The 13,906-nt window shown below is 70.8% G+C and carries 12 protein-coding genes; 4 read left to right on the top strand and 8 right to left on the bottom strand.

The genetic code is table 11. From position 1 onward, the window contains the following. Window positions 1–4 precede the first annotated feature (4 nt). The 4 genes from ACIP93_RS33420 to ACIP93_RS33405 all read left to right on the top strand — a co-directional run bounded on the left by ACIP93_RS33420 (window position 5) and on the right by ACIP93_RS33405 (window position 4,518). Window positions 5–814 (top strand): hypothetical protein, encoded by an 810-nt coding sequence (locus tag ACIP93_RS33420; RefSeq protein ID WP_401765230.1) that lies wholly within the window; start codon window positions 5–7, stop codon window positions 812–814. Window positions 815–966: 152 nt separating this feature from the next. Then, the gene (locus tag ACIP93_RS33415; RefSeq protein WP_401765229.1) at window positions 967–2,196 is read left to right on the top strand and encodes a DUF2637 domain-containing protein; all 1,230 of its coding nucleotides are present in this window, start codon (window positions 967–969) and stop codon (window positions 2,194–2,196) included. Between the two features lie 80 nt (window positions 2,197–2,276). After that, window positions 2,277–2,690: a hypothetical protein gene (locus ACIP93_RS33410; protein ID WP_401765227.1), complete on the top strand. Its 414-nt coding sequence runs from the start codon at window positions 2,277–2,279 to the stop codon at window positions 2,688–2,690. Window positions 2,691–2,808: 118 nt separating this feature from the next. Further along, window positions 2,809–4,518, top strand: a complete 1,710-nt coding sequence (locus tag ACIP93_RS33405) for a hypothetical protein (protein ID WP_401765225.1) — start codon at window positions 2,809–2,811, stop codon at window positions 4,516–4,518. A gap of 712 nt (window positions 4,519–5,230) precedes the next feature. Here ACIP93_RS33405 and ACIP93_RS33400 read toward each other — a convergent pair. The 8 genes from ACIP93_RS33400 to ACIP93_RS33365 all read right to left on the bottom strand — a co-directional run bounded on the left by ACIP93_RS33400 (window position 5,231) and on the right by ACIP93_RS33365 (window position 13,876). Continuing rightward, entirely contained in the window at window positions 5,231–6,052 is an 822-nt protein-coding gene (locus ACIP93_RS33400; RefSeq protein ID WP_401765222.1) for a hypothetical protein, read from the bottom strand. A gap of 355 nt (window positions 6,053–6,407) precedes the next feature. Further along, window positions 6,408–6,719: a hypothetical protein gene (locus tag ACIP93_RS33395; protein WP_401765219.1), complete on the bottom strand. Its 312-nt coding sequence runs from the start codon at window positions 6,717–6,719 to the stop codon at window positions 6,408–6,410. An 83-nt stretch (window positions 6,720–6,802) separates the two neighbouring features. Next, window positions 6,803–7,234, bottom strand: a complete 432-nt coding sequence (locus ACIP93_RS33390; protein WP_401765217.1) for a hypothetical protein — start codon at window positions 7,232–7,234, stop codon at window positions 6,803–6,805. 139 nt (window positions 7,235–7,373) lie between these two features. Continuing rightward, complete coding sequence (locus tag ACIP93_RS33385; protein WP_401765215.1) at window positions 7,374–7,748, bottom strand: hypothetical protein; 375 nt, start codon at window positions 7,746–7,748, stop codon at window positions 7,374–7,376. Window positions 7,749–7,793: 45 nt separating this feature from the next. Continuing rightward, window positions 7,794–9,128 (bottom strand): glycoside hydrolase family 6 protein, encoded by a 1,335-nt coding sequence (locus tag ACIP93_RS33380; protein WP_401765212.1) that lies wholly within the window; start codon window positions 9,126–9,128, stop codon window positions 7,794–7,796. 9 nt (window positions 9,129–9,137) lie between these two features. Further along, window positions 9,138–11,705 (bottom strand): hypothetical protein, encoded by a 2,568-nt coding sequence (locus ACIP93_RS33375; protein ID WP_401765210.1) that lies wholly within the window; start codon window positions 11,703–11,705, stop codon window positions 9,138–9,140. Between the two features lie 9 nt (window positions 11,706–11,714). Further along, a complete protein-coding gene (locus ACIP93_RS33370) occupies window positions 11,715–12,911 on the bottom strand; it encodes a hypothetical protein (protein ID WP_401765207.1) in 1,197 nt (398 codons plus the stop codon). Further along, a complete protein-coding gene (locus ACIP93_RS33365) occupies window positions 12,911–13,876 on the bottom strand; it encodes a hypothetical protein (protein ID WP_401765205.1) in 966 nt (321 codons plus the stop codon). Before ACIP93_RS33365 ends, ACIP93_RS33370 begins: the two co-directional genes overlap by 1 nt. Between the last annotated feature and the right edge of the window lie 30 nt (window positions 13,877–13,906).

Here is a 13,906-nt window from a genome sequence, read left to right as displayed (position 1 = left end):
CCCGATGTCGGACATTACGGCGACCGGCCCGGCGCGCGGCATGAACGCCTTCGCCGATCTGAGCGCGCACATCGTCAAGGTGCTGCAGAACAACGGCGCGGACATCTCGAAACTCGGGGTCCCGCCCCAGCCCAAACCACAAGACGGACTCTGGGAGGACGTGTCAGTGCCGCAGGCCCGCGCGCGAAAGAACATGTGGCGCAACAGCATCATCGACGCCGCTCAGGATGAGTACCTGCGCTTCCGCTTCTCTGATCTCGATGACAACCAGCACCCGAGGACTCTGGAGAGGTGGCTCGATTCCCTGGTACAGGCGAAGAAGGAGGGCGCCAGGCCGTCCGTTCTCAACATGCTCATGCCGGGCCCCATCGGGAGCGGGAAGTCCGCCAGCGCGTGCGCGTTCGGCAATGAGGCGGCCGACAGGGGGCTTTATGCCCTGTACGTGAAGCATGCGACGTACCTGACGTGGCGTCGCCCCGACTCGGCCCCGCGCAACATGAAGGCGTGGGAGGTCCGGAAGATGTTCGTCGAGTGCGACGCGCTCGTCCTCGATGAGCTGTGCGGCGAGATGGACGTCACCGCCACCGAGTTCGCGCGAAGGGAGACCATCGACCTGATCGACGCCCGCATCTCGGCCGGACGGCCCACGGCGTACACCACGAACCTGCGCAGCCGCAGGCAGCCGGGGAGCCCGGTGATGGGCGTGGTCGACATCCTGGGGGAGCGGCTGCTGTCCCGGCTCGAGTCCTCGGCACATCTGGCGAAGATCGTGGGCCCGGACCGGCGGAAGCCGGTGAAGCCGCTCGACTGGTGACCACCCCCTGAACGCCGCGGCATACGACTGCTGCTGATGGGGCGTGAGCGTCGGCTACAGCACGACGGCGAGGGACGCTATATCGTTTGGTCGACTCGGAAGGCCATGAGCATAAGCCGACCGGGTGACCACAACGAGAGAGGACAGGTGTCTTGAAACTGCCGTTCACCCGTACCTGCGAGGACGCCGGGACACAGGCGCCCGACGACTCCGGCGTCCCGCCGCTCAGCCGATGGGAGCGCAACGGGGCCAAGATGGTCGCCCTGGGCGGAGCCGGAGTCGGCGGCCTCGGCTTCTACGCCTCGTTCGATGCCGTGTCGGCGAAGGCCGCGGAGTGGGGGTTCGACGACCCGTGGGTACTGCCCACGGCCATCGACTCCGCCATCCCCGTGTTCACCGGCGCGTACCTCCTCCTCATCCGTATGGACATGCCGCTCTGGTGGGCGCGGATCGTCCCGTGGATGCTCAGCCTGATCACCTGCGCGCTGAACGTGTCGGCCGGCGTGGGCCTGTGGTCCAAGATCGCGCACGGCTCCATGTCCCTGCTGTGGGTGGCCGTCTCCGAGATCGCCGCGCACACCTACGCCGTCCGGATCGGCGCGGCCACCGGGCGCCGCCGCCGCATGGACAAGATCCGGTGGGCCCGCTGGGTCCTCTCGCCGTTGCCCACCTTCCTGCTCTTTCGCCGTATGAAGCTGTGGGAGCTGAGCTCGTACGACCAGGCCCTCCAGCTCGAGCGGGAACGACTCGTCTACGAGGCCAAGCTCCGCGGCCGGTTCGGTCGGGCCTGGAGCAGGAAGGCGCCCGTCGAGTCCCTGATGCCGCTCCGGCTCGCCCGTACCGGCGTACCGCTGCGGGAGACAGCCGCGGCCGGACTCGCCGCGGCCGGCATCGAGCCCGCGGGGATCTTCGCCCTGCCTTCGGCCCAGCCTGTCGAGGAGCAGAAGATGCTTCCGGCTCCGGCCGCAGCGCCCCAGTCCGCGGTCCCCGCGCCAGCACCCGCCACGGCCCCGGCTCCCACGCCCGCGGTACCGGCGACGGTCAGCAAGCCGCGCCCGGTCACGGCGACCGTGCCGCCGCAGCAGCAGCCGCAGCCGAAGGGGCAGCGGATCATCCCGCCCTGGAGCACCGAGGACGATCTCTACGAGATCATCAAGGGCGTCCTCGACAACGGGCACCGGGAGGTGTTCGACCCTGACGGCCCCCTGACCGGCAAGGAGATCGCCCTGGTTCTGAATCAGAGCGAGGGCAACGGGCGCAAGGTCCGCTCGCGCCTGATCAAGACGTACGCGGCCGAGCGAGGCATCGACCTGCCGCCGAGGGCGACCATCGACCAGGTCTTCACCGCGTTCGCCCACCCGATGACGGCAGTCAGCCCGTAAGGCATCCTGCCCCTACCCGTACCGAAGCGGCGGGCCCCCGACCTGGGGCGCCCGCCGCCTGCATGATCGGACCCTTCCACATGACACCGGAGATCCTGGCCCGGATCACCACAGCCCGCGCCGCACGCGACCTGTCCGACCTCGCCCGGCAGTCGGTCGCCAGCACAGCCGCAGCGATCAACCCGGCGGAACGTCTCCAGAACGCCCGACGGCTCCGGCAGATGGCCACCCAGCTTGTCGACACGCTCGTCCTTGCCGAGGCGCTGGGCGGAACGTCGTGGGAAGAGATCACCGAGGCGCTCGGCCGGCGCGACCCGGGCACCGTGGCGCGGGAGTACGCGGAAGACGTCGCCGGGTGGGAGGCCATGCCGGAGGGGCAGATGGTGGCCGCGGCCGAGGGGTTCGAGGACCTCGACGCCTGGTATGTCCGGCACCGCGAGGACCAGGACCCGGAGCTTGCAACTCCCGTCGCTGATCTGCTGAACAGGCATTGAGCTACCCCCCTGAGCGGGTAGAATAGTAAGCCGATGCCAACGGTGAGAGGTTAAGGCCTCCGCCGTTGCATCCTCCGCGGGAGAGCACCCGGGGAACCACGAAGTGAGGGAACACCCAATGCCTGGTATCACTGCGCCTCAGCGCGCGCGCAGATCCCGGAAGCCGACCGGCCTGCCCAACCCGCCGATGATCCTCCTCGCCGGGCCGGAGAAGTCGGGCAAGAGCCGCGCGGCGGCCGAGGGCACCCGTTCCGAGCTGATCGGCATGACCTACTGGATCGAGATCGGCGGATCGGAGGGCACCGCCGACTACTACGGCCGCCTCCCCGGGACCAACTACGAGATCGTTGAGCACGAGGGCACCTACCAGGACATCCTCGACGCCGTCCGCTGGGCCGTCGCGCAGCCGCCTGCCGTGGAGGGCAAGCGGAACATGATCGTGGTCGACAACGTCTCCGTGCTGTGGGACATGCTCAGCGACGAACAGGCCCTGTACGCCCGGTGGCGTGCCGAGAGGAAGGCGCAGGAGAACCGCCGGCGCGGCCCGAACCCCGACCTGCCCGTCACCGTGGACCCCGACTTGTGGAACCGGGCGAAGGACCGGTGGGGTGCGATCCTGTGGCACCTGCGGCGGCACTCCGGCCCGACGCTCCTGCTTGCCCGCCAGGAAGTCGTCACCGCGTTCGAGAACGACAAGCCGACCCGGGACAAGACCCGCAAGATCAAGGCGGAGAAGAACCTCGCCGCGTCCGTTGATGCCATCGTCGAGCTGCACGCCCTGGGAGAGGCGTACCTGACCGGCGTCCGCACACTGCACTGGGACGTCACGCCCGGACAGAGCGAACGGTTCGAGAACTTCAGCGTCGACGCCCTTCTGCGCCGTCTCGGCTTTCAGGAGGCCGCCGTCGCGCGTCAGGTTGTCGAGACTCGGCCGGAGGCGTATCTGGACGAGCAGCAGCAGGCACAGGAACAGCAGCAGCCCCCGCAGCAGGGTGGGCAGAGGCAGGCGCCCGCACCCCCACAGGGCGACGAGCGGCCGAAGCTGACCGGGGACGAGGCGGTGGAACTGATCCGGGAGGCGCTCTGCGACGAGACGGACCCCGAGGCGCGTCTGAAGGGCATCCGCGAGGAGTGGGGGAGTCGATTCCTCCGGCAGATCCCCACCCACACGCGGCGGGGCCAGATGAGCGCCGACGAGTTGATCACCGGCTCCATCGAGTACGCCAAGGGGCGCGCCGAGTGGAAGCGGCAGAACGGCGAAGCCGGACAGCAAGACGGTACGGGCCAGCAGGGGGAAGGGGCGCCTTCCACCCCGAGCACACCGTCGCCGGGCCAGGCTGAACCGGCTTCCGCCGACGAGCACCAGGAGCACCGCGAGCCGGAGTCGGCCGCGGATGAAGGTCCCCCGCCGCCGCCGGACCCGGAGGCCGAGGAACCGCCGCTCGACGAGTCCCCGGAGGAGACCAGCGCGGCCGAGGAACCGCAGGACGTACCCGCCTCGCCGTCTGTGGCCGTGCCCCGGCCCACCCGGCAGACCAGGAACGAAGCCATCGCGATGAAGGCTCTGATCGCCGAGGCAGACGTTCAGGCGCGGATCAGGATGATGACTATGGGTGAGCATCTCGGGCCGATCTCTCAGGAGGGCGACCCCCAGATGACCGTGCTCCGGGACTTCCTTCTGGCGCACCGCTCCGCGCTCATCGCCCAGCTCGAACAGGAGGGGCACGCGGAGCTCGCCACCATCTACCGGCAGGCTCCGAAGGTGGACCCGCAGATCGCGCAGAAGCTGGCTCCGTACTTCGCGGGCGCGCCCGCCGGGCTGAGGTGACGTGAGGTGGGCGCGCCCGACTTGATCGGGCGCGCCCACCGCGGCGCGGCTTCCCCTCTTCGTCACCTCACCCGACAAGGCGCGCCGCGCGCCTCCCCTCCTCCACACGCGCGCCGCGGTGTCCGCGCGCCGCTCCGCCGCGCGTTCCTGGCGCGCCCGCGCCGTCGGCAAGCGCGCCGGGACCGCGCGCGCGAAGGCGCGCCTTAAGGGCGCGCGCCCCGATCAACCGCGCCGCGCGCCGAGCCCGGGCGCGCCTTGCCGCGCGCGCTCAGGGCACGCTCACCGGGTGGGCGCGCGTCATTGACCGCGCCGCGCGCCGCGCCCAGCCAGAGCACGCGCGCGCCTGGATCGGCCGCGCCGCGCGCCCGCGCCGATCCCACCAAGGGCAGGCGCGCCCCCGCAGGCGCGCCCTGGCGCGCGCCTATGACCTGCATGTTCAGGGGGGCGCGCCACGCGCCCGGCCGTGGCGCGACTCGGCGCGCGCGGTCCCCGGCCGGATCGCGCGCCCCTGGACCGGCGCGCCTGAACGCGCGCTGGGAGCTGCTCGGCGGGCGCGCGGACAACCGCGCGTACGCGCGCCGATCGGCCGGCCGCGCGCGGAAGGCCGCGCCGTCCCCGCGCGCGCGGCGCGGAACCACCCGCGCCCGGACACGACGAAGGGCGCGCCATCAGGCGCGCCCTGGGGGAGAGGCGGGTTCGTCGGAAGCGCGCTCTACCGCGCGCCGGGCCGGGCCGCGCGCCGTTCGTCGCGGCGGTCCCGGCGCGCCTCCTGAGAGGCCGCGCGGCTCTCGCCGCGAACTTCACGAAGGAGCTGGAGCAGCTCCTCGGGGTGCGCCTTGCCGAGGAGCTTGAGCGCCTGGAGCCGGTGGTTCGCCTCGTTCGGCATCCGGCCGTGGCGCGCCTCCGCGTACTGGACGGCGTACCGCAGGAACCGGGCCTCAGCCTCCACCCTCAGACGGAAGCCCTCGATTCGATGCTCCCGTGCGGTGCGGCTCTCGCCAGCCACCGGTGCGGGCATGAACTGAGTCGGTTCCTCGAGCATCAGGCGGCAGAGATCCGCCGCCCTTTTGGCTACTCTGTGTGAACGAAATGCGAGGGCCTCGACCCGCGGTGACGTCGGCTCGGGTACGGGTTCCCCGAGGATGAAGGCTGTCCAGCGGTCGGTGAACGCGTCGTCCCAGAGGGCCGCCAGCTCCTTTGCGTGCTCGTGCGCCAGGTCGTCGACGACGTCCTGGATCGGGCCCATGGCGGCTGTGATCCTCGTACGCCACGGTGCGATGCGCGCCTTCTGCTCCCGCTTGCTCTCCCCCTCTCGCAGGGGGTTGAAGAACTTCGACCGCTGCAGAGCCAGCTCGAGGGCATCAAGTGTGCGCGGGGCAAGCTGCGGCGAACGAAGGGCTTCGCCCTGTACGTCCCGCGGGGCCCGCCTGTCGACACCGCCCATGACGTACTCGACGACCGTGCCAAGGAACGCGTCGTCCCCCATCGTGGTCAGACGCTGAGCCTCGGCTGCGACCTGCTGGGCATCGGCCATCTGCGTACGTTCCTCCGCTTCGGGTGGGGCCCGTGCTCCCGGGCCTCTGTCATCGCCTGCTGAAACAGGGTGAGGTGACCGCACGGTCGCGAACAGCGTGTGCCGGATCCTCGCAGGAGCAACCGCTCCCCGGCCCCGAATGCTCTACACGCACCCGGTTGGTCGACACCATGTGGCCAAGGTCGTACCACGGGCGGAGAGGAACACCCTGCTCTTTCGAGCGGTGCGTAACCAAGCCCATATGGACCTTGACTGGAGTCTCAAACGCGTTTTCGCGGCAGCAGTACGGCCACCTCGCTGCTGATGGTACCCGCCGGTCACCGGCCGGTCGGCAGGGCGGACACCATCCGGCCTGCTACGCCCGCTTGCGGGTCGTCACGGCCTCGATCAGCGGGGCCAGGGTGGTCGGCTTCCACAGAAGGTCGTACGACGTCTGGGCCGCGGCCAGGACCGCGAGGAACGTCGCCGCGGTGAGCTTGCCGTACTGGAACTGATGCCAGCCGCCGACGGACGCCACGGTGACGACGCCGGCGATGACCGCGGCGGCCACGGCCACGTACTGCTTCTGCTGGGCCGACCAGTGCGGGCGCTGCACGATGGCGGTGAGCAGCGGCAGGAGGGCGCCGACTCCGGCGCCGGTGGTGAGGAGCTGCACGGTGGAAGACATGGGAAATCCCGTCTGTTGATGGTGAGACGGGGGGACTGTGCAGGAGCGGGCAGGCTTGTGTCGCGCCCTCGAGTAATGGCCGGTCAGGGGTGATCCGGGCCAAGAACGTCGGCCGCGATTTCCTGCGGGGGCTCGGGGGCAGGGCGGCCTGCCGCTACGGCCAGGGCGTGGCGGAGGTCCTGGATGTAACCGACCGCCGCCGCTTTCCAGCGGCGCCACATCCGCTGTTCTTCCTGAAGCGCCTCCACCTTGCGTTCCAGGTCGATCTGGCGAGCTTCCAGGGTGACGACCCGCTCCAGGGTCTGTGCGTTGACGGCGCGCTGTTGCTCCAGCAGCCCGGAGAAACCCTCCGTGACGGCGGTGACGGAGCCGATGAACTGCTGGGCTCCTGCTGCTGCGGCGTCGTTCTCGTTCTTCTTCTTGGCCTGGCGGTACATCATCCAGGCGCCGCCCAGCGCACCGATCATCCCGAGCAGCGGGGCGATCACGGGAGCCAGCGAGACGAGACCATCCACTGGTGCTCCCTCAGTCGATCCGGATAGGGGTGCGCGGGAGCCGGGCCCGTTCGTGGGTTCGGGCCACGGCTCCCCGCAGGTGCACACGGTGCACGACGCCGGCGCTACCGTCGCGTGCTCAACGGTGGCTGTCGGGAGATCAGGCAGTCGGCGGTGTCACGTTCGCAGCGATGTCCCACGCGGCGCGGACGGCGGCCATGAGGTCCTCGTCGGTGACAGAGCGCTCCGCGCCCGCCGGGTCGGAAGAGGTGTGGCCGGTGGCGGCGGCGGCGAGGACGTCGGGGTCGGTCGCGACGGTGGCGACCCGCGGGTTCGGGGCGGAGCTCGGGCTGGTTCCGTCGCCGGAGTTGAGGGTGGCTCGCGCGACGGCGACCCGCAGCGGGTTGCCGTGGGTGGTCGCGGGCTCGGCGAGGACTTCGCGGGCCACCAGGAGGTAGGCGACGTGGACGCGGTCGGCGAAGGCGGTGCTGCTGATCAGTGCGTCGTGGATGTCGCGCAGGGACAGGTTGGTCATCGGGGGTCTCCAAGGAGATCAGGGGGAGGGGGTGGTGGGGCGGGGTTACCAGCCCTCGATGAGGCGCTGGGCGAGGTAGGGGCTGAAGTCGCCGGCCTTGATGTCCGGGCCGACGCCGCATTTCCCGTCCGAGTCTCCCGGCACCTTGATCCACAGCAGGTACTCGGCACCGCCCGCCCCGATGGAGGAGGGGGCCCCGAGGCGGCGCCCGGCCGGGTTGCAGTATCCGACGTGCTGTCCGACGTCGTCCATCGCCCCGTTCCCGTTGCGGCTGGTGTCCACGACGAACCGGGCGCCGGGGATGCCGAGGCGGGTGAGCTCCTGGACGACCTGCTGCCCGTAGGCGCACGAGATGTCGCTGGCGTCGAAGTTGGCGACGGCGATGGCGAAGCCCTTGACGCTCGCGATGCCCGCTCTCTGGAGACGGGCGGCCATTTCGGTGGGTTGGAGCCAGGTCGCGTTGCCGCCGTCGAGGTAGACGCGGGCGAGCGGGCAGGCGGCCAGGGCCTGGGCGGCGTGCGTGACCAGTTCGTACCGCTCGGGCCGGTTCGCCGGGGGCAGGTACTCGGCCTGCGCGAGCGAGTCGGGCTCGACCACGATCAACGCGGGCCGGTCCCCGACGCCCGCAGCGAACGCGTTGATCCAGGACCGGTACAGCGCGGCCGTCTTCATGCCGCCCGAGCTCTCACCGTTGTTGTCGCGGAGGTACATCGCGTACGCGACGATGATCGGGAGCTGTCCGGCGTTGGTGGCCGCGGTGACGTAGGCCCGGACCTCGGCCTCGACGCTGGCGATCGGATTCCAGTCGCCGAACCAGTGCGCGCCGGGCTGGTTGACCAGGGACCGCTCGATCATCGGTGCCCGCGGGTCGGTGCGGTTGGCCCGCAGCCACTTCGCGGCGTTGCTGTCGGGGTCGGTGTAGAAACCTTCGCGGACGGTGCACGTTGTCAGCCGGACCTCGGTCAGGGTGACGGTCACCGACGACTCCTGGCCGATCTGGAAGGTCAACTGTCCGGTGGGGGTGGTCAGCGTCGAGGTGAACGGCATCACGAAGTTCGTGTCGACGGTGCCGAGGGTGATGATGCGCTCCTCGGCGGGCGTCCACGGCTCCTGTCCGAGGCCGACGGCAACACGCATCGTGACGCCGGCGCGGGAGGCGCGGGCGGTGAAGCTGAGGGTGTAGGCGGCGCCCGCGCGCAGGGTGATGCCGTCCTGGCCGAAAACCGCGTCGTACAGGTTCAGGGCGTCGGTGCTGGCGGTCGCGATCCCCCCGGCGGCCGGGTCAGCGGCGAGGGTGACCATGGCGGGGTTGCCCGCCCACCAGCCGGCGGTGCCGCTGGTGAACGAGCCGTTGGTGAGGAGGTCTCCGTACGTGGGCATCAGGGTTTCCTACTTGGTGTAGCGGACGCGGAGCCGCGGCGGATAGGTCTCGGTGGCGCCGCGGGCGCTGCCGTAGTACAGGCGGTTGGTCGAGTTGGGGTCCAGGGCGATACCGCGCCACCGCGCGGGGTCGAACATGCTGGTGATATCAACCCATTTGCCCTCATTGCGTTTCCAGGAGACGGACTTGCCTGCCGCGTCGGCGGAGAACCGCGCGGGCCGGGTGGCGTGGGCATGGGTCTTGATGACCGCCGTCCCGCCTGCCGAGTAGTACCAGTGATCGAAGTAGAGGTAGACCTCCGCTTTTTCGACCTTCGCGCCGGCGAGGTCGGCGGAGAGCGAGGCGGGGAAGCCGATGAGCGAGGCCTGCACCCCGTTGGCCGCGCTGTAGAACCCCTGCATCGCCTGGGCCCGGTAGTAGGCGTTGTAGCCGGAGCGGCCCGCGTACGACGCGGACCAGGAGGCCGGGTATGTCTTGGTGTACGTGCGCACCGGCCGCGCCGCGCTTCCGCCGCCGTCGTTGTAGCCGCCGGTCTCCGGCACCGCGGCCCCGACGTCCTCGATGTAGAAGACGCCCAGCCGGTTGTTGTCGCCCGACAGGGTCACGCTCCCCCCGCTTACGGCGAAGGTGACCAGGATGTGATTGGCGACGCCGCCGGGCACGAAATCGCGGCCGTACTTCAGGGTCTCCATGCGGACCGTCTGCCAGCCCGACGACGACAGGTGGGTGACCTTCTCGTACAGCAGCGGGGAGCTGATGGTCGGCGAGGCGGCCCCGCCGTTGCGGAACTTCAGGAAAAGGTCGGGCCCGGCCGCGGTCGGGTCGGCCATGCACTCCAGGACCAGCCGGTACATGCGGTCCGGCTCCGGCTCGAAGGCGAGCTCGACGTAGCCCATCTCGGGGCCCGTGCTGGTGCGGGGGGTGGCGATGTAGTCCACCGCCACGATGCCGCGCGGGGGGTTGCCCAGCAGCGCACCGACGGGCTCACCGCCCACCAGGAGGGTCCCGGCGACCGCGAGGTCGGTGAAACCTGCGGCGCCGTCGGTGTCGATGCTCGCCACCGACCTCCCCGCGTTGCGCAGGGTGAGGTACTGCGGGGTGCCGGTGACCAGGGAGACGGCCTCTGCGCCGGTCTCGTCGTACAGGCGCAGCCCGTTGGGGCCGACCTCCGCGTGCGCGCCGCCGGTGACGCGCCCGAAGATGGGGTGGCACTCGCTGTTGTCGAAGACCACCCAACCGGCGACCGCGGCGCTGACCTCCACGAACAGGGCGGCCTGGGTGGCGCCCTGGGGGGCGATGACCTGGCTGGTGATGCGCTGCCACTGCCGGGCGAGCGGGGTAGAGGTCTCCGCGGCCCCGTATCCCAGGACCGCGCCGTGGCTGTCCTCCCAGCGCACCAGGATCTTCACCGCCTCGGCGACGAGGTCGGCGCTGGTGAGGATGTCGACGCCCAGCACGAACTGGGTGCCCGGCAGGATGGGCGCCCGAGTGAGCGGGAGCTGGAAGTAGGAGGGCTTGACCGCGGTGCACTCGACCTGCACGCCCACCCCGACACGGTGGCCGGGGGCCAGAGACCAGGGGGCGCCCGCCGCGGCGACGAGGTTCGCCGCGGCGGCGGACTCGAAGCTGGGGTCGGGGATGACGTTGTTGCCCTGGCCGACGGCTATCTGCTCCGGTTGCACCGAAGCCACCGACAGGTGGGTGGCGTTGACGGCGCCCGCCGCGATTTTTCCCGCGGTCACCGAGCCCGCGGCGAGCTGGTCGGAGACGACCGAGAGGGCCTTGATCTCCCGGCCGGTGATCGCACCGGCCTTGATGTGGGTGGCGTCGATGGTCCCGGCCTGGATGTGGTTCGCCTCGATGGCGCCGGCAGCGATCTCCCGCGCGCGCACGGCCCCGGCGTCGATCTTGCCCGCAACGACCGCGTTCGCCGCCAGCAGGTTCGCCCCGATCGTCCCCGCGACGATCTTCGTGCCCGCGACGGAGGCGTCCTTGAGCCACACCGCCAGGTCCAGCAGGGCGGACAGGTCGGGGCCGTCGACCATTCTCGGTGTGCCGGCCACCGCGGCGGACGGCGTGCCGGTCACCTCCGCCACGTTCACGGCGACGAGCCGCACGTATTGGGTGGCGTACCCGACGGTGGCGATCGTGACGGTGGCCCCGGCCGGGTTGCTGATGGTCGCCGCGACCGTCGCCGACGACGGCGTGAAGTCGGCGGTCGCACCCAGGTGGACCTGGACGCGGACGAGATCCAGGGGGCCGCTGTCGGCGTCCGCCCACCGGCCGTCCCACGTCACCAGGAGACCGGCGAGGACCGGGGCGACGACCGGGTCCGTCGGGGTCGGCGGCGGCGGCGCGTTGCGGTGGACGATGCCGACCGTGCCGTCGTACTGGGTGCCGATCGACGTGCGCAGATTGCCGTCGTCGTCGTACACCTCCAGGGTGCCGCCTTCGAGGGAGGCGCCGTTGAGCTGGTTGTTCATCTCCAGCGCGCGCAGGCGTGCCTCGAACTCGGCGAACAGCTTGGCGAACTCACGGGCGGACTCACGGTCGTCGAGACCGAAACTGCTGGACACAGGGGTCTCCTAGAACTGGTCGGCGCGGGTGAGGGTCAAGATCGCGCTCCCGGCGACGGGGTCGATCTCCTCGGCGACGATCCGGTGCCACACCTGGATCTCGCCGACCCACGGCACGTCGACCTGCACGAGAATCAGGTCCCCCAGGTCCCAGGAGCCGAGCCGGGCGTTGGCGTGGTCGCGGACCGCGATGGAGGGAATGGTCAGCATCTGCGCATTGCGGCGCTGCTCGGCCTGCCCCCATATCAGGAGCTGCATCCGCGACGTCGTCGTCTTGCGGGGAATGACCCGGGCGCGACGCAGCCGCTTGTCCCTGGAGGCGGTGCGCACCGTGGGCGTCGTACGGCCCGATCCGGCGCCCACCATGTAAATCTCGTTGGCGAACCGCTCGCCCATGCCCTGCGGGGAGGCGAGCTCCACGATGTTCTCCCCCTGCGCGAAGCGCAGGTCGGGCCGGCTCCTGCCGAGCCGTTTGCGGCCCAGGAGGAGGCGGTGGTTGATACGTTCGCGGTTGCCGTCCCAGCCGTGCCACTCCGCGTAGTCGGCGCCGGCCTGCTGCATGACGTTGTCGATGGCCTGTCCGCAGTCCGGGTAGTCCCACCACCGCAACTCGTACGGGTCCTTGCCGGACGGGGCGCCCATGGCGTAGCCGGCGTCGTGCCGGTCCACGACCATCCGCAGATTCCCGTGCGTGTAGTCCTGGACGTGCGCCCAGATGGTGCGCACCACGTCGAAAGCGTCGAGGCGCGGCCCCACCTTGTCCTTCGGCCTGGGCGGCATTTTCCTCTTCGGCTTACTCCCGTCCACATACCCGTCGTTGTTCTTGTCGCGGCCCTCGTACGCGTACTTCTGCGGGATGAGCATCCCGGACTGGATGCTGGAGCCGAGGTAGGGGAGCCCGTGCGGGTAGCTGCTGAACCCGGCGACGGTGAGCTTCAGGGCCTGGCCCTGGTACTTGATGTGGGTGATGAGCCCGCCCCAGCGGATACGGCCCTCGTACTCGGCGTAGAGGGCCGTCGACCACTCAGCAAGGACCGGCATCCCGTCCGGCGCGGTGTTCAGCCGCAGGTACTCGGGAGTGATCGTCGCGGTCAGCCCGCCGGGCCCGGACAGTTCGCGTTTCGGCGGGCCGTCAGGGACCAGGGGGACGTCCCAGTCGAGGATGTCGCCGGTGATGACCCGCTCAGCGATGTACCGCCAGCCCATCAGGCACCCACCGGGGCCTGCGAGTAGGTGACCTCCAGCGACAGGGCGGTCCCGGTGTCGGCCTGGAGCAGGCCGGTCGTCCCGGCCGCCGTGGTCGCCTGCACGGACACCGCCGCCCGGGTACCGCGCTCCGCGGGCGGCACCACGAAGTTGTGGCCGCTCAGGAGGGTGACGCGCGCGGGCGAGTTGATCCGGAAAGGCAGACCGGTACCGAGCTGGGCGCCATGGGTGACCCGGATCAGGCCGCGGGCCTCCGCGGAGTTGGGGTGCAGCAGCCCAGTCATCGACGCGTGCACATTCACGTGGGTGGCCCAGTCGGGCACACCGATCTCCCAGCGGGCGCCGAGCGGGAACTCCTCCCAGACGTCGGGCAGCAGCCCGAGGTCGTCGGGGGTGGGCCACGCGGAATGGAGGTAAGCGCGCTCGGTGCGGATGCGGGGTTGCGCCATCTGCCGCAAGTCCGTGATCATCGCCGCGGTCACCGCCGACGTCTTCGCCGGGAGGTCGACCCGGGCCAGGGTGATCGCCGTCGACCCCGGGTCGATGTCGGCGATGCTGCGGGTACCGGGCGGGACGCTGGAGATCACCCGGGTCCACACGTACGGGCCGATCGCCGGGTCGGCGGGCGCCGGCCACACCTCCCCGCCGTACGGGTCCTCGATCCGGGCGATCACCAGATCGGAGCGGGGCCCGTCCACGCCGGTCGGCGCGATCTCCACCTGGTCCAACGTGGGATTGCGGGCGGCGTACGACTGCCGCCCCGGACCGGACGCCCTCCGGCGCGCCACCATCGCGCCGGCGCCGACCGTCACCGCGGGCCCCGGCATCGCGAGCGCCCGCACCTGAAGGTCAGCAGGCCCGACGATGCCCTCTCCGCCGCTCGCGGCGACCTCCGCCAGGAGCCGCACCGTCTCCTCGCTCGCCTGCGTCCCTTCGACAAACCACGGAATGCCGTCCCACACCATCGCTGTCGCCTCTTCCTGCTCGCCTGATGA

Source organism: Streptomyces sp. NPDC088745 (assembly GCF_044751045.1).
In the GTDB taxonomy this organism is placed as follows: Bacteria; Actinomycetota; Actinomycetes; order Streptomycetales; family Streptomycetaceae; genus Streptomyces; species Streptomyces cremeus.
This window is presented reverse-complemented; position numbering and strand designations above follow the sequence as displayed.

What these genes read in the sequence shown, in the direction of transcription:
- ACIP93_RS33405 (WP_401765225.1), top strand. Translation starts at nt 2,809, where the DNA reads ATGCCTGGTATCACTGCGCCTCAGCGCGCGCGCAGATCCCGGAAGCCG.
- ACIP93_RS33400 (WP_401765222.1), bottom strand. Translation starts at nt 6,052, where the DNA reads ATGGCCGATGCCCAGCAGGTCGCAGCCGAGGCTCAGCGTCTGACCACG.
- ACIP93_RS33410 (WP_401765227.1), top strand. Translation starts at nt 2,277, where the DNA reads ATGACACCGGAGATCCTGGCCCGGATCACCACAGCCCGCGCCGCACGC.
- ACIP93_RS33395 (WP_401765219.1), bottom strand. Translation starts at nt 6,719, where the DNA reads ATGTCTTCCACCGTGCAGCTCCTCACCACCGGCGCCGGAGTCGGCGCC.
- ACIP93_RS33385 (WP_401765215.1), bottom strand. Translation starts at nt 7,748, where the DNA reads ATGACCAACCTGTCCCTGCGCGACATCCACGACGCACTGATCAGCAGC.
- ACIP93_RS33420 (WP_401765230.1), top strand. Translation starts at nt 5, where the DNA reads ATGTCGGACATTACGGCGACCGGCCCGGCGCGCGGCATGAACGCCTTC.
- ACIP93_RS33370 (WP_401765207.1), bottom strand. Translation starts at nt 12,911, where the DNA reads ATGGGCTGGCGGTACATCGCTGAGCGGGTCATCACCGGCGACATCCTC.
- ACIP93_RS33380 (WP_401765212.1), bottom strand. Translation starts at nt 9,128, where the DNA reads ATGCCCACGTACGGAGACCTCCTCACCAACGGCTCGTTCACCAGCGGC.
- ACIP93_RS33365 (WP_401765205.1), bottom strand. Translation starts at nt 13,876, where the DNA reads ATGGTGTGGGACGGCATTCCGTGGTTTGTCGAAGGGACGCAGGCGAGC.